This is a genomic window from Pseudoxanthomonas sp. CCNWLY206-1 (assembly GCF_039710385.1).
In the GTDB taxonomy this organism is placed as follows: Bacteria; Pseudomonadota; Gammaproteobacteria; order Xanthomonadales; family Xanthomonadaceae; genus Pseudoxanthomonas_A.
In genome coordinates this window covers 1-20,019 of record NZ_JBDKXI010000002.1, presented here as the reverse complement: position 1 = coordinate 20,019, position 20,019 = coordinate 1, and the positions used below count along the sequence as shown (strand labels likewise).

The 20,019-nt window shown below is 63.3% G+C and carries 16 protein-coding genes; 9 read left to right on the top strand and 7 right to left on the bottom strand.

The window, feature by feature from the left end; genetic code table 11:
• Window positions 1–2: 2 nt before the first annotated feature.
• From AADW18_RS04270 to bamE, 5 genes are all read right to left on the bottom strand, one after another.
• Window positions 3–1,229, bottom strand: coding sequence for a GNAT family N-acetyltransferase (locus AADW18_RS04270; RefSeq protein ID WP_337342135.1), 1,227 nt, complete (start codon window positions 1,227–1,229; stop codon window positions 3–5).
• Window positions 1,213–3,273, bottom strand: coding sequence for an NAD-dependent epimerase/dehydratase family protein (locus tag AADW18_RS04265; RefSeq protein WP_337342134.1), 2,061 nt, complete (start codon window positions 3,271–3,273; stop codon window positions 1,213–1,215). The genes AADW18_RS04270 and AADW18_RS04265 overlap by 17 nt, the downstream gene beginning before the upstream one ends.
• Entirely contained in the window at window positions 3,263–4,489 is a 1,227-nt protein-coding gene (locus AADW18_RS04260) for a glycosyltransferase (RefSeq protein WP_337342133.1), read from the bottom strand. Before AADW18_RS04260 ends, AADW18_RS04265 begins: the two co-directional genes overlap by 11 nt.
• Window positions 4,482–5,093 carry a class I SAM-dependent methyltransferase gene (locus AADW18_RS04255; protein ID WP_337342132.1) on the bottom strand — a complete coding sequence of 204 codons (612 nt, stop codon included), beginning with the start codon at window positions 5,091–5,093 and terminating at the stop codon, window positions 4,482–4,484. Before AADW18_RS04255 ends, AADW18_RS04260 begins: the two co-directional genes overlap by 8 nt.
• Window positions 5,094–5,176: 83 nt before the next feature.
• Entirely contained in the window at window positions 5,177–5,932 is a 756-nt protein-coding gene (bamE, locus tag AADW18_RS04250; RefSeq protein WP_337342131.1) for an outer membrane protein assembly factor BamE, read from the bottom strand.
• A gap of 517 nt (window positions 5,933–6,449) precedes the next feature.
• Between bamE and AADW18_RS04245 the strand changes: the two genes are divergently transcribed.
• Genes AADW18_RS04245 through AADW18_RS04220 form a run of 6 tightly spaced genes read left to right on the top strand, consistent with a single transcriptional unit; the run spans window position 6,450 to window position 13,467 of the window.
• Window positions 6,450–7,436 (top strand): polysaccharide deacetylase family protein, encoded by a 987-nt coding sequence (locus AADW18_RS04245; protein ID WP_337342130.1) that lies wholly within the window; start codon window positions 6,450–6,452, stop codon window positions 7,434–7,436.
• Between the two features lie 18 nt (window positions 7,437–7,454).
• The gene (locus tag AADW18_RS04240; RefSeq protein WP_337342129.1) at window positions 7,455–8,750 is read left to right on the top strand and encodes an O-antigen ligase family protein; all 1,296 of its coding nucleotides are present in this window, start codon (window positions 7,455–7,457) and stop codon (window positions 8,748–8,750) included.
• Window positions 8,747–10,303, top strand: coding sequence for a polysaccharide biosynthesis C-terminal domain-containing protein (locus AADW18_RS04235; protein WP_337342128.1), 1,557 nt, complete (start codon window positions 8,747–8,749; stop codon window positions 10,301–10,303). The genes AADW18_RS04240 and AADW18_RS04235 overlap by 4 nt, the downstream gene beginning before the upstream one ends.
• Window positions 10,300–11,658, top strand: coding sequence for a phenylacetate--CoA ligase family protein (locus AADW18_RS04230; RefSeq protein ID WP_337342127.1), 1,359 nt, complete (start codon window positions 10,300–10,302; stop codon window positions 11,656–11,658). Before AADW18_RS04235 ends, AADW18_RS04230 begins: the two co-directional genes overlap by 4 nt.
• A gap of 13 nt (window positions 11,659–11,671) precedes the next feature.
• Window positions 11,672–12,832, top strand: a complete 1,161-nt coding sequence (locus AADW18_RS04225; protein ID WP_337342126.1) for a glycosyltransferase — start codon at window positions 11,672–11,674, stop codon at window positions 12,830–12,832.
• Window positions 12,829–13,467 (top strand): polysaccharide deacetylase family protein, encoded by a 639-nt coding sequence (locus AADW18_RS04220; RefSeq protein WP_337342125.1) that lies wholly within the window; start codon window positions 12,829–12,831, stop codon window positions 13,465–13,467. The genes AADW18_RS04225 and AADW18_RS04220 overlap by 4 nt, the downstream gene beginning before the upstream one ends.
• 784 nt (window positions 13,468–14,251) lie before the next feature.
• Here the strand turns inward: AADW18_RS04220 and AADW18_RS04215 are convergent.
• A complete protein-coding gene (locus AADW18_RS04215; RefSeq protein WP_337342124.1) occupies window positions 14,252–14,554 on the bottom strand; it encodes a hypothetical protein in 303 nt (100 codons plus the stop codon).
• On the opposite strand from AADW18_RS04215, the gene AADW18_RS04210 reads away from it, so the two are divergent.
• Genes AADW18_RS04210 through AADW18_RS04200 form a run of 3 tightly spaced genes read left to right on the top strand, consistent with a single transcriptional unit; the run spans window position 14,535 to window position 17,457 of the window.
• Window positions 14,535–15,713: a hypothetical protein gene (locus AADW18_RS04210; RefSeq protein ID WP_337342123.1), complete on the top strand. Its 1,179-nt coding sequence runs from the start codon at window positions 14,535–14,537 to the stop codon at window positions 15,711–15,713. The two genes, AADW18_RS04215 and AADW18_RS04210, sit on opposite strands and share 20 nt — an antisense overlap.
• On the top strand, window positions 15,710–16,528 hold the full coding sequence (locus tag AADW18_RS04205) for a glycosyltransferase family 2 protein (protein WP_337342122.1): 819 nt from the start codon (window positions 15,710–15,712) through the stop codon (window positions 16,526–16,528). The genes AADW18_RS04210 and AADW18_RS04205 overlap by 4 nt, the downstream gene beginning before the upstream one ends.
• Window positions 16,453–17,457 carry a glycosyltransferase family A protein gene (locus AADW18_RS04200; protein ID WP_337342121.1) on the top strand — a complete coding sequence of 335 codons (1,005 nt, stop codon included), beginning with the start codon at window positions 16,453–16,455 and terminating at the stop codon, window positions 17,455–17,457. The genes AADW18_RS04205 and AADW18_RS04200 overlap by 76 nt, the downstream gene beginning before the upstream one ends.
• A 106-nt stretch (window positions 17,458–17,563) precedes the next feature.
• On the opposite strand, the gene AADW18_RS04195 is transcribed toward AADW18_RS04200, so the two are convergent.
• A complete protein-coding gene (locus AADW18_RS04195) occupies window positions 17,564–19,633 on the bottom strand; it encodes a hypothetical protein (protein ID WP_337342120.1) in 2,070 nt (689 codons plus the stop codon).
• Window positions 19,634–20,019: the final 386 nt, after the last annotated feature.

Here is a 20,019-nt window from a genome sequence, read left to right as displayed (position 1 = left end):
GCTCAGCTATCCCTGCGTGCCAACGACCACCACGCGCGCCGCAGCCGCGATGTCCAGCCGATGCGGTCGAGTGACAGCCAGATCATCTTGCCTTCGGCCATGCCGAGCTTGCGCTTGTATTCGGAATCGCCGGCCATCAGCTCAAAACGCGCGTGGCCATCCGCCAATGTGCGTTCTATGGTGCGGCTCAGTAGCAGCAGGCCCGGGCTGCCGAAATCACCGAAGCGGGGATAGTCGATACCAGCCTGATAGAAATAAACCACACCGCGCCACACCAGGTTGTACACGTAGCCCACTACTTGGCCGCCCGCATCGAGACGCACCAGCTGCGCGCCTTCGCCTTCGCCAATGGTGGCGTCAGCGATAAGACTCTCGTGGAAGTGCAGAATGCGAGGGTCGCCGAAGGCGCCGTGTTCATCCTGCTCGCCGCTCCAGTGCGCTTGGTGCAGTCGCACCATTTCATGGAAGAACGCCAGCTTTTGTTCCTGCGTATCAGCGACGGTTACCGACAATTCACCGAATTGGCTTTCCAGCTTGCGCGCAGTACGGCGCACCGCGCTGCGCGCATTGCTGCTGAGCACGGTGGAAAGATAATCGCTGCCGCTTTCGCGCAATGCCGCCAGATCCACATAATGCGTGGAGCGTTTCATGATGCGGGTATCGACCGCATCGGACCGAATGCGGTCGAACGGCACGCTGTCGGCGTCTACGCCGGGCAGATAGAACGTCAGCCAACGCGAATTGGCGCGAGTGAGGTAGCGGATCACCGCCGCCAGCGCTTCGCGTTCGTGCCCGCGTTCGCACAGCAGGCCGTTGTATTCGATCGTCAGATTATCCAGCACCCGGTCGCCGACTTCATGCAGGAGCAAATGCATGGGGCCCAGGCCGAACCAGCGGCGGCGCACGGTGAACACACCAAAGGCCACGCGGCGCCCGTTCTGGTACACCGTGGCCAAGCGCGCGATCTGCCGCGGGCAGATCAGCGCCAGCCATGCCCCTATCCAATGCCAGCTGACGAAATAACTGACGTCCGCCTGGCGCTCCAGCTCACGCCACTTGAGTTCCAGCCGGTCAAGATCAGGCAGCCGTTCCAAGCGGACGTAGTAGTCGCCGCCCGCGGACGAAAGTCCGAGCGTCACGGGAGTGGCGACGGCGCCAGACCACGGTGTATCGCCTTCCGGTGGCAGAGCAAGCGTTAGCGAATGGCGAGATTCAGTCGAAGGTAGCATCGAGGCCTTTTTCCACACCGATCCGTGGTGTCCAGCCCAAACCGTCGCGTGCGGCCGATACGTCGAAGTTGGCCAGCGGCCGCAACGAACGCACGCGGTAGCGCGTCAAGGGCACGTCGCGGCGCAGCAGCTTGCCGAGTATCTCCACGCCGAATCCCAACATCATGAACACCCACGCTGGCGTGCGCACGACCTTGATCTCATCGCCCAACTTGCGGCGACAACGGTCCAGATAGGCCTGCTGCGTGACAGGGTGTGGGTCGACCACATTGAACACGCGCCCCACCGCATCGGGCGCTTCGGCTGCCTGCAACAATGCGTCGATGACGTCTTCGATATAGATCAACGGAAGCGTCATGGCGCCGCTGCCGACCGCCACCCAGCGCCCGGCCAGTCCGATCACGCCATTGGGCGTCACCCGTTCCGCGCCCGGTCCGAAAATCTGGCCGGGGCGCAGGATCACCGCCGGCACGCCATGGTCGCGAATGGCAGCGTGCACATCGCGTTCCGCGCTGAGCTTGGTTTGCGTATAGGCACCGCGCCATTCGGGATGCGGTTCGAATGCTGATGCTTCCACCATCGTGCCTTGCGGATCGCGGCCGGCGTGGTCGAACACGCTCATGGAGCTGACATAAACCAGACGCTTGGGTTTGCTCTTCACGCAGGCGGCGATGACGTTGCGCGTGCCCCAGACCGTGCCGGCTTCGAAGTCGCGCACGCTGCCGCGCATGGCGGCGCCCACGTGATACACCACGCACGCACCTTCCACCGCGTGCGCCACGATGCGCGGATCGCCCAGGTCGCCGATCACCATCTGTATGCCGGAATCGTTGGCGTATTCGGTCACCGGGCGACGCACCAGCACACGCACGCGCTGTCCGCGCTTGCGCAGGCGAGCCACCAGCCGACGGCCCAGGAATCCGCCCGCGCCCGTCACCAGCGCATCGGCCGGTTCAAGCGGCGTGTAGCTGCTTTCCAGCATCTTGAGGCGCAAGCGATCGGGCTCCGCACATGCGGGTTCCAGCAACTTGGCGATACGCAAAGCGTCTTCGCCACCGAACGGCGGCTGCGTCTGATGACGAACGGCTTTTGCGAACTCTTGCGCACCGCGACGGATGCCGGGCGATGGCTGCAGCATGCCAGTGGCGAAGCGAACCACATTCCACGGAATACGAAAGACATCCTTGATGGCGCTGAAGAACGAATTCATCACGATGCCGATGAATTTCGGCCCGGGCAGCACGCGATGGATGCGGCAGGTCTGCAGGAAGCGATCCACCTCGATGGTGCCGCGCGTGCCGCGGACGAAAAGCCGGTTTTCCATCGGGCGCGCGTTCCACGACAACAGCAGGCGGCCAACGCCGCGTGCGGTGTGGGCATGCGCCTGCCATTCGTCGAAATGCAGATTGGGGTCGGTGCCGCGCGCCTGATAGGCGATGTCCAGTTGCTTCACTTCCCCTAGGAATGCCTCGATGGTGTAGAGGCCATGCACGCCCAGGTCCCGAAACGGATACGAGCCTTGCGTCACCGAACCCGGCAGCGGACCACCCGCGTAAGCGGGATATTCCGAGTTGCGCACGATATCGACCGACAACACCTCGCCGATGCGACCGTTGCGCACGGCATCCAGTGCTTGCAGCAGCACCGGGTCGAACAAGTCGGAATGATTGACGCCCAGGGTCAGGCGCTTTTCGCGCGCACGGGCAATCATGGCTTCGCAATCGGCGACCGAATCGGCCATCGGCTTTTCGACCAGCACATGGCATCCCATTTCCATCGCCGCAAGCGCGATGGCTGCGTGCGAGGAGGGAGGAGTCAGTACATGTACCGCCTGCGGGCGCGCGGGTGCCAGTTCTGCCAGCGACGCGGCGGCCAGCGGCACGCCGAACCGCTGCGCCAGCGCCTGCGCGGCAGGCAACTGGGTGTCGCAAATGCCGACGATCTCGACGAAGTCCAGCGCCTTCAATGCGGCAAGGTGGTGCGTGGCGACATAGCCCGCGCCGACAACGGCCACGCGCAATTTGGGGAGGGAATCAGTTGCCATGGGTAACCGGATAGGAGAGGGGTGAATTCTGTAGGGCCATCGCTTGCGCGACCGTTTCGAGCACGTCCTCGACCCGGCGGTCCCAGGTCTGGTCGGCGACGGCGGCGATGCGTGCGGCGGTGGCTTCTTCGCCTTGATCGTGGATGGCAGCATCCAGCGCGGCCAGAAAGCCGGCATGGTCGTCAGCGATGCGCACCCAGCGCGCGAACTTTTCGATCTCGGCGTTGCGCACACTGACGACGGGTTTTCCGGTCGCCAGGTATTCGCGCAGTTTCAGCGGATTGGCGTTGGCGACCTGGCGATTCAGGCGGTACGGAATGATGGCGGCATCGAATGCCTTCGCCCATGCCGGCAACGTCACGTAAGGCTGCGCGCCGACCAGGTGTACGTTGGGCAGGGCGCGCAAGGCGGAAACATCGGCGGCGGCGTGGCCCACCAGCAGGAACGACCACTGCGGACGTTCGGTAGCCAGCCAGGCGATCAGTTCCAGGTCGATCCATTCGTGCACCGAGCCGATATAGCCGATCACCGGCGCGGAAAGCCCGCGGGCGGCGGCGGGCACTTCGGTCTGCGGATCGCAGGCGCGGCGGAACAGTTCCACGTCCACGCCATGCGGCGCGAAGGTAGTGGATGGATTCAAGGCGCGCTTGGTTTCCAGCAGCGCGGGGGGCGCGACGAACAGCAGATCCGCGTCGCGGCTGAGCGCTTCATCGCGCTGCGCAATCATGGTGGCATCCACGCCTGGATGTGCGGCGTAGTCGTCGATGCAGTAGAAGACGCACAGCTCTTCGCCCAGGTGCTTGGCCATGAAGCCCGGGTGCGGCACCACGAACCACGAGATCCGCCGGGTGATGCCGGCATGTCGCAATGCGCGGCGCACCGCCCAGCGACTGAATACGCGGTTGAAGGTCTCCACGCCGGGTACGCGGCGGAACGGCAGCTGCGGCACCGTGCAATGCCAGAAGTTATCGGCGACTTTCACTGGCGGCTTCAGCGCAGCGAAGATCTTGCGGAACGCCCGCTTGAAGTCGCGGCCGGATGCACTGGGCGCGCGCATGCCGGGCGAATCGACGTACAGCAGCGGCATGGTCCGGACCAGGCGCGATGCCACGTGATGGCTGCTGGTACGGTTCTCCGCATGCCAATCGTTGCCGAAGTAGACGACGCCGACGTCTTTCAGTACTTCTTCCTTCTGCGTGTCGCGCGCGTCAAGCATCCTTCCACCACCCGATCAACCACGACGTACCGCCGTGATAGATCCAATCCTTGTGCAGCCCGGGAATGCGATCCAGGTGCGGGCCGATGCGGCCGCAGGCGGGTGCGAAGAAGGTCACCAGGCCATTGCGGCCGAGGTGGCGCATGCGTTCGATGGTGGCGGCGGGATCGCTCAGGTAATAGAGCACTTCGCATGCGGTGACCAGATCGAAACGATGGCGCTGCTCGCCCCAGGGCTGCTGGAAGAGATCGGCTGCGGCGAACTGGGCTGAAGGCAGCCGAAGACGTGCGCGTTCGACGGCCTGCGCACTGACGTCGATGCCGAATTGCTGATCGCTGACGCGGGCGAGATAGCGGGTCTGATGGCCTTCGCCGCAACCGATCTCCAGCAGCGATCCAACCCGGCCGAATGCTTGCTCGATGATGCGATTGGTGGCTTCGAAGCGCGCCTGTTCCAGCTGCGATTCCATGTTCCAGGGATCTTCGAGGCTGTAGGCGAGGTCCAGGCGCGAGTGGTTGTCGCTACCGCCGACGCCGCGCAACGCATACTTCATCCATAAACGTCTTTGCGCTTTTTTCAGCAGCCTGGCGGTGCCAGAGAACATCGCGATTTCCCCTGTATTTTCCAACGTCGTACGTTCTCAACTGCGTCTGTTTCAATGGCGTTATTGTTCAGCAGCATTCTTTTTTAGCAGCTCGGCGGCTCCTTCAGCGCCGCCTCCGCTTGGGCGGCAGCGCTGTCGTCTTCCACCCGCAACGGATATAGCGGTGAGGCGTACCAGCTGGTCACCTTGCCGCAACGGAACTCAATCCAGGATGGCCCGTATTCCCAGCGTTGTTCGTGCTCGGTTAGCGGGGTTCCCAGAATGCGCCGGACCTGCTCGCGATCCATGCCGACGGCTATCCGTTTGCCGGCATCGGGCGCACGCAAACCCGGTTGCACCGCATCGCCAGGTCCTTCCGGATCCAATGTGGGCACCGAGGTCCGCTGCGCACCCAGCCAATAAAGCAACAGCGCAAGCAGTCCCAACATCAGCAAATAACGCCGACGACGGGGAAAACCGGCCACCGGATTTGCTTCCGCGGTGCTTGTCGAGGCGGATCCTGATGAGGCGTTGGCGGCATGCTGGACATGCCGTTCATTGCGTGCGCCGTGGGTGTTGCGGCCGTCGCCCGGGTAGATATTTCGCACGGGAGCGGCGCCGACAACGCGAACGGGTCGCGAGGCGCCCGGCAGGCGGCCATGCAGGCGGTGGAACTCCAGTGCGGCCGAGTAAAGCCGGTTGAGGCGTTGCAGCCGGGAGATGTCGGACGGCGCGCCGAAATGATCGGGATGCAGCTTGGCGATGCGGCGGCGATAGGCGTGCTTGAAGCTCGCCATGCTGCATTCGGCATCCAGGCCCAGCTCATCGTAAAGCGCGACGAAGTCGGTGTCGTCCGACATGGATTTGTGGCTCCTGGTGGCTTTTTTTTAGGTTCGGAGGTTCTTTTCCTTCTCCTTCCGGGAGAAGGTGGCGCGCAGCGACGGATGAGGGAATGGAGCGTCCGCTTGTCGGGAAACCTAATGGCGAGTCATTGCCATTTCCTCATCACCCCTTCGGGCATCTCACTGCGCGCCCCAGCCCTGCGCAGCACGCAGCGCGTTCAGGCATGCACGAGCCAATGGCTCGTAAGCCGCATGCCTTCACCCCGGAGGGAGAAGGGAAAGAGCAGCCGCTCCCGCTTCCCGCCAACAACTCCCCACATTGCAAGACGAGGATTCCAGGCACATCCGGCCATCGGCATTGCGGGGCACCGCCACCAATGGCCGGATGCTGCTGGATTCTCCGTACTAAAGGCATCAGGCAAGGTGGCCGGTTACGGACATGGCGGGCAGGGGAGTGTCTATACAAACGATGGAAACGACGGGCCGCCGGAAAACCCTGGCGCGCTGGTGCCACCGGGCGGGGATGTTGCCGTTGATGAAGCGGCTGCGTTCGGTATCGCGGCATGATTTGCGCGTGCTGGCTTATCACCGTGTGCTGGAATCGGCGGAGCCGGCAGGCTTCAGTTTCGATACGGAACTGATCAGTGCTTCAGCGGAAGGCTTCCGCCAACAGATGCTGTTCCTGCGCAAGCACTTCCACCCGATGCGCTTTGACGAGGTGCTGGCTTGTGTCGATGCGGGCCGGCCATTGCCCAAGGGCGCGGTGCTGGTCACGTTCGATGACGGCTATGACGACAACTATCGCGTCGCATTTCCCATCCTGCGCGAGCTGGAAATGTCGGCGATGTTCTTCGTTTCCACCGGGCACATCGATTCCGGGCTGCCCTATGCCTACGATTGGCTGGTGCACATGGTGTGCACGGCGCCGGTGGAGCGGCTGCTGGCGCCGGAACTGGGCCTGGACTGGACTCTCGGCGCGACACTGGAAGAACGACGCGCGCGTGCCTCCGAGTTGCTGGACCGGATCAAGACGCTGGACGATGCAGGCCAGGCACGGTTGATCGCGCGGCTCGAAGAGGAATGGCGGATGCCCCGCGAGAACGGTCATCCGGATTGCCGTCCGATGACATGGGACCAGTTGCGCGAGATGCACCACGCCGGCATGGAGGTCGGTTCCCATGGCGTGGGTCACCGCATGTTGGCCAAGTTGCCGCTGGAACAGATGGCCGAAGAAGTGGTCGGTTCCAAGCAGGCGCTGGAGCGCGAGTTGGGCGTTGCTCCTGGCGTGCTTTCGTATCCGGTCGGCGGTCCGGATGCCTTCGATCAGGAAACCGTCGATACGGTGCGTACCGCTGGTTTCCGTCTGGCCTGCAGCTACATGGCCGGCACCGGCAATGTGATGCCCGCCACGCGCTACGCGCTGCCGCGCTTGCCGGTGGAGCGGGAGATGGACCGTGCCTGGTTCGAAGCCATGGTGACGGTGCCTGAAGTGTTTTGTTATGCGTCCAAATTACGTGTCTGATCGGAGTAGCGGGTACTGATGTTTGTTTTCATGCTGATCTACCTGGCGCTGGTGCTGATCCGGCCGCAGGACTATCCCGCGGTGGCCGAATCTCCCGGGCCGCCCATGCAATCCATCGCACTGGTGCTGGCCGGTGGCCTTTGGCTGATGTCCGCGCGCAAGTCGTTCGCGGCGCCGCAATACCTGCTGATCCCGATGTTCCTGCTGGTGGCGATGTTCTCCAAGGTGGTCAACGGCTGGACCGGCGGCGCGCTGTTCGTCTTCTTCATATTCGCGCCGGTACTGTTGGCCTATGTGCTGCTGGCCAACGCGACACACACGCGCGAACGCATGCAGGTGGTGATGGGCGTGCTGGCGGTCTGTTCGGCGGTGCTGGCGATACATGGCATCGACCAGGCCAATACCGGCATTGGCTGGACGGGCGTGGAGATGTCGCAGGGTACGCGCATCCAGTACGTCGGTATCTTCAATGACCCCAACGACCTGGGCATGCTGTTCGTGATGTGCCTGCCGATGGCGCTGTACCTGAGTACTCGAGGCGGCCTGCTGGGCTTCAATCGGTTGTTCTGGTGGGCAGTGATGGTGGTGTTGGTCTGGGGCTGCTATCTGACCAATTCACGCGGCACGCTGCTGGCGCTGGTCGCGGTACTGGGCGTGTATGTCTGGCAGAAGCGCGGCATGTTCACCGCGGGCATCATGGGCGCGGTGGCCCTGGGCGGACTGATGATGCTGCCCTCGCGCATGCAGGAGATGGACGTATCGGAAGCCTCGGCGATGGGCCGGGTGGACTCGTGGTACGAAGGGATCCAGATGTTCATGGGCAGCCCATTGTTCGGCATCGGTGCCGGCGGCTATTCGGACCGGCACGAACTGACCGCGCATAACTCCTTCGTGCTGGTGCTGGCGGAGATGGGAATCATCGGTTTCACGCTGTGGCTGGCCATCGTGGGCTACTGCTTCAAGATGATGCTGACGATCCTCAAGCGCAACGACGGCATCATCGACGACGTGCCGATGGATGTGTCCGATGAGGTGGCGCTGAAGGATTGGCGTACCGACCGGGCCATCGCCCTGACGTTGCTGATGTCGCTGACCGGATTCTTCACAGCGGCGTTCTTTCTGAGCCGCAGCTACGTGGTCATTCTCTATCTGCTGGTGGCGCTGGTGGTCGCGCACTACACGCGCCTGCAGGAAACCTATCCCAGCCTGCCGCGTTTCAGCCTGGCCAACGACCTTATCCGGTGGCCGATTTACGCCGTAATCGGCGTTATCGGGTTGTACATCACCGTCAAGGTTCTGTTGGCAATGGCATGAGTAGTCGGTCTCGCACGCTCAACAATACGTTCTTTTCCTCGGTGGGCCTGTACACCGAGTACGTGCTTGGCATGCTCACGTCCATCATCATTGCCCGGCATCTGGGGCCCGATGGTTTCGGCGCCTACAGCCTGGTGATCTGGCTGGTGGCGATGGGCGTGGCGACCACCAATTCCGGTACCGCCAGCGCAGCGATCAAATTCGTGGCCGAACTGCGCGGAAGCGGGCAAACGGAAATGGTGCCCCATCTGCTGGACTATCTGCGCCGTGCCCAGCGGCTCTTCCTATTGGTCGTTTTGCTGGCCGGTGCCGCGGTTTTCATCTTTGCCGGCGACCACATCGCGCCGGGCATGAACCACAAGCTGCTGCTCGGCTTTCTGGTGGTGGCGGTAGTGTTGCGATCGTCCTACATGTTCAACATCGGCGTTGCCAAGGGCTTCGAGAACTTCCGCGCCACCGCCATCATCGCGCTGGTCTCCACCCCCATCAACCTGGTGCTGGTGGTGCTGGCCTGGCAGTTCGATGCGCCGGTGGAATGGTTGCTGGCGGTATTCGTGGCATCCGGGGTGGTCTTCTACGGCATGTCGTTCCGTCAGATCGCACCGTTGGTACCGCCGCGCCAAGCCGGCATCCTTTTGCCACCAATTCTGATGGCACGTGTGAAACGCCACATGGGCTGGACCGCGCTGACGGTGTCGGTGGGCTTTCTGATAGCCAGCGAAGTCGAGGTGATGTTCCTCAATCTGTATGCCGATAGCCACGCGGCGGGTCAGTTCAAGGTGGCGTACCAATTGGCGGTCGGCGCGGCAGCGCTGGTGCCCGGCGTATTCGGTGCATTGCTGCTGCCGATGATGGCCGGCGCGCTGAGCCAGGGCCGCGAGGTCGCGGCGCGCCGCTTCGTCGCCACCACCGGCTATCTCACGCTGCTGGCCGCGCCGCTGTTCGCGTTCGGGCTGGCGTTCGGTGGCGACATCATCCACGTCATGTATGGACCGGCCTATGACGCCGCCGGTCCGGTGTTCGCCGCCTGCTTGCTCGGCACCTGTCTTGTCGCCATGACGCAGGGCGCCTCCAGCCTGCTGGTCAGCGCCGATCGTCAGCGCAGCATCCTGGTAATGGTGGTGGGTGGCGCAATATTGAAGGTTGTGCTGGATGCGGTGTTGATCGCGAATTTTGGTTTGACAGGCGCGGCGATCGCCTACGTCACGGTGGCGCTGATCAACGCCATTGCTTACATGTGGCTGACGATCCGAGTCAGCCACGCTTCGCCGGATTGGAACAAGCTGGCGCGGATCTGGGCCAGCGCGTTGTTGGCGGTAGTGATCGCATGGCCGTTGCGCGGTCAGCTGGCGCCGTTGGCGGCGGTGCTGGTGGGTGGAATGGTGTTTGTATTGGCGTATGCGCCGCTGACGCTGTTGCTGGGCTGTTGGTGTCGGGAGGACATCGCCCACCTGCAGCAGCTGCACCAGCGTTTCGCAGCAGGCCGGCCGCGTTTCGGCGCACGTTTCCTGGCCTGGGCCGAGCGACGTGCACAGGGGGAGGGGATGCCATGAAAGATCTCTATGAATCGCTGTTCCGCCGCGTGCTGTTTCCGGCTTACGAGTCGGGGCTGCGGCGGCGCAAGACATTGGCTCATCTGCGTGATTACGAAAGCAGCCAGTGGTTGGCGCCGGAACAGATCCAGCGCTTGCAGTGGGAGAAGCTCCAGCGGCTGATCCGCCATTGCTGGGACCACGTGCCGTACTACCGCCAACGCTGGCAGCCGCTGGGTATCGCCAGTCCGGAAGATATCCGCGGCCCGGAAGATTACGCACGCCTGCCAGTCATCGACAAGCCGGAGATCCGCGCGCATTTCGATCAACTGATTGCCGACAATCACCGCGATGGCCTGTTGTACAAAACCACCGGTGGCTCCACCGGCGAGCCGCTGCGTTTCGGCTACACCCGAGAGAGCTACGAACGCCGTCTGGCGATCATGTGGCGCGGCTACGGTTGGGGCGGCGCACGGCTGGGCCAGCGCACGCTGTACTTGTGGGGAACGCCGGTCGGTGCGCAAAAACGCAAGGACCGCATGTATCACGCCATCTTCAACCGGCACATGCTCAATGCGTTCGAGATGAGCGAAGCGCGGATGGCCGAGTACGCCGATGCGATAGACCGCTATCGCCCGGAAACCATTGTTTCCTACGTGGCGCCGATCATGAAGATGGCGGAATGGCTGACCGCCAATGGCCGCCGCATCCATCGGCCGATGCGCATCCTGAGCGCGGCCGAGGCGCTGCATGACGGGCAACGCAAGCTCATTGGCGAAGCATTCGGCTGCCCGGTATACAACACCTATGGCTGCCGCGAGTTCATGCTGATTGCCGCCGAGTGCGAAGAGCACAAAGGGCTGCACGTCAATGCCGACCATCTGTGCGTGGAACTGGGCGACTCGGTCGGCACTGCCGGCGCGGATGCGAGCATGGACACGCCGCGCGAAATCATCGTCACCGATCTGCATAACTACGGCATGCCGCTGCTGCGCTACATCAATGGCGATCTTGCTACGGCCGGTTCGGGAACCTGCGCCTGCGGCCGCGGACTGCCGCTGCTGACCCGCGTGAACGGCCGCAAGCTGGATGCGTTGCGGACGCCGGACGGCCGCTACGTACCTGGCGAGTACATCGTCTACGCTTTTCTGCACGCCACCGGCATCAAGCGCTATCAAGTGGTGCAGAAGCGCCTGGATGCGTTCGATATTTCACTGGTGCGCGATGCCGACTTCGATCCGTCGGTAGTCGATCTGATCCGGCGCGAGCTGGCCAAGGTGGTCGGTGACAGCGTGCAGCTGGATTTCCGTTACGCGGACGATATTCCATTAACCGCTACTGGAAAGTTGCGCGTCACTATTTCGGAGTTGTCATGAATCAGGAGAACGCGTGAACATCACGCATTTTGTTGAAAACCTGGAACGCGGAGGTTTGGAGCGTACCGTCATCGACCTGATCGGTGCGCAGCGTGACGCCGGCCATGCGTGCCGTGTGATCTGCCTGTTCGAGCGCGGTGCGCTGGCCGAAGAGTTGGATGCGCGCAAGGTGCCGGTATTGGCTTGCGGCAAGCGCAATGGCGCGGACCTGGGCGCCGTCCTGCGCGCGCGGCGCTTTCTGAAGGAAGCTCCGCCGGGCGGAGTGCTGCACACTCACAACGCGGCGGCGCACTACCACGCGGTGTTGGCGGCCGCCGGCCTGCCGTTGCGCTGCATCGTCAATACCCGGCATGGCATGGGAGTGATGGGGCCCAGCCGCCGCCGCGAATGGCTGTACCGTCGTGCGATGCCGGCCACTGATTTCGTCGCCGCCGTGTGTGAAGCCGCGCGCGATCACTTCGACCGCGACGGCGTGCGTCCGCGCGCGGGATTGCTGACGGTTCCCAACGGCATTCGTGTCGAACGCTTCGCGCCTGCCAGCGTGCGTGCACGCGAAGCGCTGATCGCGGAACTGGGATGGCCGCCGGGTAGCCGTGTCATCGGCACGGTGGGACGAATGCAGCCCGTCAAGGACCAGGCCAACCTGCTGCATGCGTTCGCACGTGTGCGGGAGAGGGTGCCTGAAGCCGTCCTGTTGCTGGTCGGCGACGGCACGCTGCGCATCGAACTGGAACAGCTGGCCGCCGAACTGAAACTTGGCGACGCAGTGCGTTTCCTTGGCGATCGCAGCGACGTGGACCGGTTGTTGCGAGGACTGGATATCTTCGCGCTGTCTTCGTTGAGCGAAGGCTATTCCGTGGCGCTGCTTGAGGCCTGCGCGGCGGGCCTGCCGATCGTGGCGACCGATGTGGGCGGTAACCGCGAAATCGTCCGCGACCAGAATAATGGCCTGCTGGTTCCCGCCGCCGATCCCGATGCGCTGGCCGCGGCATTGGAGCGGTTGCTGCAAGCCCCGGAACTGACCAGCACAATGGGCCGCGCCGGCCGGAAATGGGTGCTCGCGGAAGGCTCGCTGCGAACCATGGCCGAACGGTACCTGCGGCTTTATGCTCAGCCGAGCGGCGAGGGCCAAACGGTTTCGTCCACACCGCACCGTGCCATGCCCAACCTATGAATCCCAGACCCAGAAGATTGAACGTACTGCGCTGGCTGCCCGCCGCCTGGATCCAGACGGCGGGACCGCGCGCGCGAAAAGGCTTGTACCTGACGTTCGACGATGGCCCGCACCCGGAGCACACGCCCCCACTGCTGGACCTGCTGGCGCGGCACGGCGCCAAGGCGACTTTCTTCCTGATCGGGGAACAGATCGATCGGCATTCGGCGTTGGCGCGACGGATCGTCGAGGAAGGACATACGCTGGGCAATCATTCGTTTACCCATCCGCAGTTCGATACGCTGCCGCTGGATGCGCAGTTCGACGAGATTGAACGGACCGACCGGGCGTTGGCGTCCGTCAGCGGACACGTCAAGCATGGCTTCCGCCCGCCGCGCGGAGTGCTGCCACTGCCGTTGATGCTGCGCTTCATCCGCCAGCGCCGCCGGATCGCGTACTGGTCCTACGACAGCCTGGACTACAGTCGCCGGCCTGCGCCGGAGCTGGTGGACATCATCAAACGGCACCCGGTGCGCGCGGGCGATATCGTGCTGATGCACGATGACAGCACTATTTCGCTGGAGATGTTGGAGTCGTTGATTCCGGCTTGGAAGGCGGAAGGGTTTTCGTTGTTGGCGTTGCCGCAGGAAGGTTGATTCGTTCCCTCGGGGCGCTTTCCTTCTCCCCTCGGGGTGAAGGCATGCGGCTTACGAGCCATTGGCTCGTGCTTGCCTGAACGCCCTGCGTGCTGCGCAGGGCTGGGGCGCGAAGCGAGGTGCCCGGAGGGCGGATGAGGGAATGGCAGTGACTCGCCATCTGCTTCGTTACAAGCGGATACTTCGTGCTCGTGGCTCGTGGCTCGTGGCTCTTGGCGCTGACGCGGGTGGCTCGTCGGAGTTGATGATCTACGCGCCTGCCGCGGGCGTCACTTTGACCAGCCATTCGGCTGTTGAGAAGCGCTTCTTTGCTCGTGCAAAGAACAAGTAACCAAAAGAAACACGCCCCAGGCGGCGCGCCCCTTCGGGGTTCGCAATCGGGCCGGGAATTTTTGGAAGGCACATCCATGTGCCTGCCAAAAACGACGCACATCCTGTGCGCCGCCCCTGCGGGGTTTTACCCGTCCCGCTTGCCACGCCTAAACGGGGCCCCGAAGAATCAAAAGCCACAGCCAAAGCCAAAGCCAAGCGATAGCGAGCACCAAAGCAGAGGCCTTGCCTTTCGCTCTTGCTCTAGCGGTTGCTTCTGGCTTTGGGGTCCCCTTTAAGGCGCGGTGGCGCCGGTGGGTACAACCCGTTGGGGCGCCGCGCAGGACGCGCGGCGTTTTCGGCAGGCACATGGATGTGCCTTCCGAAAATTCCCACCGGCGACACGCACCCGAAGGACGCGCCGCCAGGGGCGTGCTTGACCAGCCATTCGGCTGTTGAAGAGCACCTCTTTTGGTTACTTGTTCTTTGCACGAGCAAAGAAGCGCTTCTCAACAGCCGAATGGCTGGTCAAAGTGACGCCCGCGGCAGGCGCGTAGATCACCAGCCCAGGCGAACTCGCCGCGCCAGCGCCGTAGCTAAAGAGCGAAAACCCGACGCCTGGACCGGGATGACGATTTGTCATGGTCAACACGAAAGGAACACCCACTGGCCGGTCACACCTCCTCCCCGCGTTATCAATGACGTAGCCCATCGCGTGGGCAAGATCAAAAGGGGATGGCTTGGACAGTTTTTGGCAAATGGCGCTGATCGCCGTCATGGTGTTGCCGGCAGCCGCGGCGTTCGTGGTCTGGCGGTTGCTGCGTGCGCGCAATATGGAAATCTGGATCGGCAGCTATCTGCGCCGCCGCGTGCCCAAGGTGGAAGACCGCCCGGTGCACGTGATGTTCTGCTTCGTCGATCATTTCGAGCCCATGTGGCATGGCGCCGACCTGCCCACGCAACGTGCACGCGTGGACCGTTGGTGCCGCGACTACCGCGCATTGGCGTCCCAGCACCGCGATGCCGATGGGCGTCCGCCGCAGCACAGTTTTTTCTACCCGGAAGAAGAGTACGCCGAGGAGCATCTGGATAAGCTGGCGTCGCTATGCGCGGATGGTTTCGGCGAGATCGAGATCCATCTGCACCACGACAACGACACCGAAGACAATTTCCGCGAAAGCATCTCGCGTTTCTGCCGCACGCTGCATCAGCGCCATGGCGCGCTGTCCCGCGATCCGAAAACAGGCGAGCTGCGCTTTGGCTTCATTCACGGCAACTGGTGCCTGGACAACTCGCGCGGCGACGGTCGCTGGTGTGGCATCAACAACGAACTGATCCTGCTGCGCGAGCTGGGTTGCTATGCCGACTTCACCCTGCCGTCCGCGCCCAGCGACACTCAGACCAAGACCATCAATTCGATCTACTACGCCACCGACGATCCGCGCCATCCCAAGTCGCACGACGACGGTGTAGCCGTCCATGTAGGCGGCCATCCCACCGGCGACCTGATGATCGTGCAGGGGCCGCTGGGCCTCAACTGGCGCGAGCGTCGGATGGGTCTGGTGCCGCGTATCGAGAATGCCGACGTGCGCCGTGGCTGCCCGCCCACGCCCGAACGCGTCGATGCGTGGGTGCGTACCGGCGTACACGTCGAAGGGCGACCGGATTGGGTGTTCGTCAAAGTGCACACCCATGGCACGCAGGAGTCGGACATGGACACGCTGCTGGGACCGGCGACCGACGCGATGCACGACCATCTGGAGCGCACCTATAACGATGGCAAGCGCTACGTGCTGCATTACGTCACCTCGCGCGAGGTATACAACATCATCAAGGCGGCGGAAGCGGGCCGCGTGGGCAACCCCAACGACTATCGCGACTACGTGCTGCCGCCGCCGTTGTCGTCGTGGGCCGGGGCTGGCCAGAAGGCGGCATGATCGCCGCTGTTCTGCCAACCGAGGCGGCGCCGGCGGCCCCGTTGGGTGACGCCGCGGACGAAGTGCTGGTCAGCGTTGTCATGCCCGTATTCAACGCCAGCCGGACCATGCGGCGCTCGATCGAATCGGTGCTGCAGCAGACGTTCCCCGCGCTGGAGTTGATCCTGGTAGACGATGGATCGACCGACGAGTCGCCTGCGATCATTGCCGAATACGCGCAGTCCGATGCGCGAGTAAAAGCGCTGCGCCAGCCTGCCAATGCTGGCGTTGCCGAAGCACGCAATGCCGGCATGCGCGCCGCACGTGGCAGCCATATCGCCTTCCTGGACAGTGACGATTGGTGGGATAGCCGAAAGCTGGAACTGCAGATTGCGCAGATGAGCGATAGCGGGGCGATGGTGTCGTACACGGCGTATCAGCGGGTTGCCGAGGATGACCGCCCACTGTCACGGGTTGATCCTCCCGCGCAGCTGACTTACACCGACATGCTCAAGAGCAATCACATCGGCAATCTGACCGGCGTCTACGATCGCCGTCTGGGCGATGTGGCATTCCAGCGCGTCGGGCATGAGGACTACGTTTTCTGGTTGGAACGAGTGCGCAGCGCGGGCGGCGCGATTCGCGTTCAACATGATCGTCCTCTGGCCTATTACCTGGTGCGCGCCGGCTCGATCTCGGCCAACAAGCTACGCGCGGCGGGTTGGCAATGGCGCATCTATCGGCAGGTGGAACGTCTGCCATGGCTGAGCTCGGTCTGGTACATGCTGCATTACATTCGCCATGCGCTTTGGAAGCGAAAGCCGGTGGCGACCTGATGTACACCACCGGCGATGCAAGAACGCGTGCTTCACATCCACATGCAGGCGATTATGCGGTCGTCATTCCTGCTTACAACGCCGCGGCCACGTTGGCGCGCGCGCTGGAGAGTGTGTTCGCGCAGACGCTGCTTCCCGCTGAAGTGATAGTGGTCGACGACGGGTCGCCGGATCGCGTGGCGATCGAAGCCATCGTCGCCCGTTACGGCCAACGGGTTTGCCTGCTGCAACGCAGGAACGGTGGCCCGGCAGCCGCCCGCAACGATGGCGTTCGTGCGTCATCGTCACCATGGATCGCGTTCCTGGACGCGGACGATGCCTGGTTGCCGGAGAAGATGCAGCGCCAGATGGAACTCAGTAGCGATTCCCGTGCAGGACTGTTGCATGGTTGCGCCTTGCTGGGGCGGGCGCCGCTGCCGGCACGTCTGGATTTCGACACTTTATGGCGGCAAAACCGCATCTGCACATCGATGGCGGTGGTGCGGCGCACCGCCTTCGAGCAGGTCGGTGGCTTCGACGAAGACCTCGCGTTGCTGGGCGCGGAGGATTACAACCTATGGTTGCGGATCGCGCGGGCGGGGTGGTCGGTGTTGGCGCGACCGGAGCTTCTGGGTCATTACACGCCAGCGGCGGGCAGCGTCACCAGCCGGATAGAACGCTGCGCCCATGCGGAACTGCACAACGCTTTGACGCTGGGCAAGGCGCTCGGCTTGGAGCCGCGCATCATCCGCGGCAAGGTCCTGTCGATCCGCACCGATTTCGGCCGCCATCTGCTTTATGTACGGCAGCCGCGTGCGGCACGCAGGATGCTGATGCAGCCGCTATGGCGCAAACCGAACCTGGAGAGATTCAGTCTTTGGTCGGCCACCTTCGTGCCGATCAGCGTGATGAATTTGCGGCGGCGCCTGCTGGCCAGCAGGCGCCATTGACACAACTTTGACGTTTGGCGAAGCGGAAGCAATCGGGTAGGAGCGGCGTCCCGCCGCGAGCTCTTCCCTCAGCACTCCGCCAACGCGATCAACTCAAGCAGCTCGATCAGATTTCCGTCAATTCGACCAGATAACCGGTGGTACCGCCGGTCACATCAATCCGGAACCGACCGCCGCCTTCGACATATTTGCCGGTGCTGAAGTTGGAATTGATGGTGGCATTGGCCGGTTCCAGCACGCGGACGCGCAGGCGGCCGGCGGTGGCTTCGCGGCTGTTGACCAGTACCGGCTGCACGGGCACGTTGACCTGGAAGGTCGCGGTGGTGCCGCTGGTGATGGCGAACTGATCACGTACCGTCAGCTTGCGGCTGCCGAAGGTGAACTGGCGCTGCCATGACGTCACCGCGGTGTTGTCGCAGAACGCCGGCGTCAGGTTGGCCGCTGCAGTGAAAGCGCCACCGGAACCTGGCGTCACGGCCAGCGTGGATTTGCGCGTGGTGGATTCGCACTGGCGCGCTACGGTGCCGTTGCGGACGAAGCGCACCAGGTTATGCACGTCGGTGCCCTGATTGATGCCGCTCGCACTCCACACATTGGCGGTTACCGCCAACCAATCCTGCGCGAACAAGGTGAAAGATCCCTGGTCCTGATGCGCGTGACTTTCGTTGTACGGGCCGGCCACGATGGCCAGCCACATCGCCGAGGTGCTCCAGTCGGTGCGCGCGAACAGGTGTCCCGTACCTTGGGCGTAGTGGATCAATCCGGCGGGTTGCGTGGCGACAGCGCCGGCGGGCATCAGGTCGTGCCGGTAGTTGAACCCGGAGGTCATGCGGGGCACGGAGATGTTCGCCAGCCACCAGGTGGCCTCACGCTGCGCGCTTTCGTTATAGGTATTCAGACGGGCTTGCAACATCAGCCGGCGGTGATAGTCGTACAACTCGGGCATCGAGTTGCGCGCCTGGTCGCCAATAGGCGCGAAGCGATCGCGCGTCGGCACGGTGGCATGGATCCAGTAGTAGATGCTGTCGGTCGCATGCGGATTGCTGTTGGCAAGATCCACGCCGGTGGCTTCGCGCCACAGGTGGTAGATCGAGAACAAGCGCATGTGCGAGGTGCCATAGCCGGTGCCTTCGCTGCTGCCGCCCCCCGGCAGTCTGGCGAAGTACGCTTCCAACGCCGGCAGCAAGCGGCCACGCAACTCGTTCATCCAGGTGGCGTTGTTGCTGGCCAGCGCCCAGTACATGGTCGCTTCGACGAAGCTGTAGTAGTAGTTGTTGCCGGGGTTGTTGACCGACCAGCCGGACCAGGGAAACGAACGCCCGCCCCATTGCGCGGCTTCATGATTCCAGAGGTTCCAGACCGCCTGCTGCGCGTAGGCCGACCAGCGGGTGCGCTGGCTGGCGGTGACCATCGCCGAGCAGGTCTGCATCGTCATTGCCAGGTCGGCGATCATCGGGCCGACTTCCAGATAGGAATCGCCTGAAATGGCGGGTCGGCCACCGCCGGCGATCACCGCTTCGGCGTCGGCTACCTGTTGCTCGACCATGCGCACGGCCAGCGTGCAGTACTTGGCTTCAGGCGACAGCTGGTACATCAGCGCTGCTTCGATGGCGGCGAAACCGTAGCCGGGGCTGCCATTTACCGCGCTGTCCACCCAGCTCTTGAAGCGGGAATAAGCCGCGGAATTGCGGTCGACATAAGGCAGCGTAGTGGGCAACCGGACCAGGCGAGCCCGCGAAGAATTCGCGGATGTCATGCCGCCGCCACTCGCGACGGGTGTGTAGGACGGAACGGAAGAGGGGACAGTGCTGCTTACCGGGCGGGTGCCTGAAGCGGCTGGGTTGCCGGGTTTTGCGGTGGAGTCCGTGCGGTTGGCCGGTGTTTTGCGGGCCGTGGCCGAAGCGACTGCAGCCGCGCTGGTCCGCTTGCGCGTGATGACCCAATAAAAGATCGGCTGCACGCGGGCGAGGTCTTCGTAACGCTCGGCGAGCAACTGTGCCTGCTGCCAGGTCCGCATTGAGCGGGACTGCCAAGTGTCGCCGAAGGCGCCGGCGGCGCTGGCAACCGTGATAGTGGCCAACGCTGCACTGCCGATCAGCAGGGCCGCCGATAGGCGCTTGACGCGTGCAAAGGCACGCGCAGTGACGGCTGTAGCCGGAATGGTCTTGCGCGACACGGACTCTCTCCTGATAACGCCCCGCGCGGCAGGCGACAAACACGATAGTTGTCGTCCCGCCACGGCTCCCCCCAGGCCAGATACGCGCTTTGGCGCCGGCATCATAACGTGAGGTTTTGACGTTACCGGCCGGCCTGAATTCAGCTTGTTCAGCTTGTATCAGGCATGTTTTGCGGCATTGGCCGGCTGGTCGTACTGCCATGGCTATGGGTTTTGTGCGCCAGGTCTAATTCTTGGGCGCTGGCGCGGATAGCTCATCGGAGTTGACGATCTACGCGCTTGCCGCGGGCGTTACTTTTCTTTGCACGAGTGTACGGACCGGAGACCTGGGTAACGGGTGTGCGGGGACATGGGTAACACATTCAAGGCTCAGGTTGATGTAGCAG

Coding starts and splice junctions, on each gene's coding strand:
- AADW18_RS04270 (WP_337342135.1), bottom strand. CDS start 1,229: ATGCTACCTTCGACTGAATCTCGCCATTCGCTAACGCTTGCTCTGCCA.
- AADW18_RS04265 (WP_337342134.1), bottom strand. CDS start 3,273: ATGGCAACTGATTCCCTCCCCAAATTGCGCGTGGCCGTTGTCGGCGCG.
- AADW18_RS04260 (WP_337342133.1), bottom strand. CDS start 4,489: ATGCTTGACGCGCGCGACACGCAGAAGGAAGAAGTACTGAAAGACGTC.
- AADW18_RS04255 (WP_337342132.1), bottom strand. CDS start 5,093: ATGTTCTCTGGCACCGCCAGGCTGCTGAAAAAAGCGCAAAGACGTTTA.
- bamE (WP_337342131.1), bottom strand. CDS start 5,932: ATGTCGGACGACACCGACTTCGTCGCGCTTTACGATGAGCTGGGCCTG.
- AADW18_RS04245 (WP_337342130.1), top strand. CDS start 6,450: ATGAAGCGGCTGCGTTCGGTATCGCGGCATGATTTGCGCGTGCTGGCT.
- AADW18_RS04240 (WP_337342129.1), top strand. CDS start 7,455: ATGTTTGTTTTCATGCTGATCTACCTGGCGCTGGTGCTGATCCGGCCG.
- AADW18_RS04235 (WP_337342128.1), top strand. CDS start 8,747: ATGAGTAGTCGGTCTCGCACGCTCAACAATACGTTCTTTTCCTCGGTG.
- AADW18_RS04230 (WP_337342127.1), top strand. CDS start 10,300: ATGAAAGATCTCTATGAATCGCTGTTCCGCCGCGTGCTGTTTCCGGCT.
- AADW18_RS04220 (WP_337342125.1), top strand. CDS start 12,829: ATGAATCCCAGACCCAGAAGATTGAACGTACTGCGCTGGCTGCCCGCC.
- AADW18_RS04210 (WP_337342123.1), top strand. CDS start 14,535: ATGGCGCTGATCGCCGTCATGGTGTTGCCGGCAGCCGCGGCGTTCGTG.
- AADW18_RS04215 (WP_337342124.1), bottom strand. CDS start 14,554: ATGACGGCGATCAGCGCCATTTGCCAAAAACTGTCCAAGCCATCCCCT.
- AADW18_RS04205 (WP_337342122.1), top strand. CDS start 15,710: ATGATCGCCGCTGTTCTGCCAACCGAGGCGGCGCCGGCGGCCCCGTTG.
- AADW18_RS04200 (WP_337342121.1), top strand. CDS start 16,453: ATGGCTGAGCTCGGTCTGGTACATGCTGCATTACATTCGCCATGCGCT.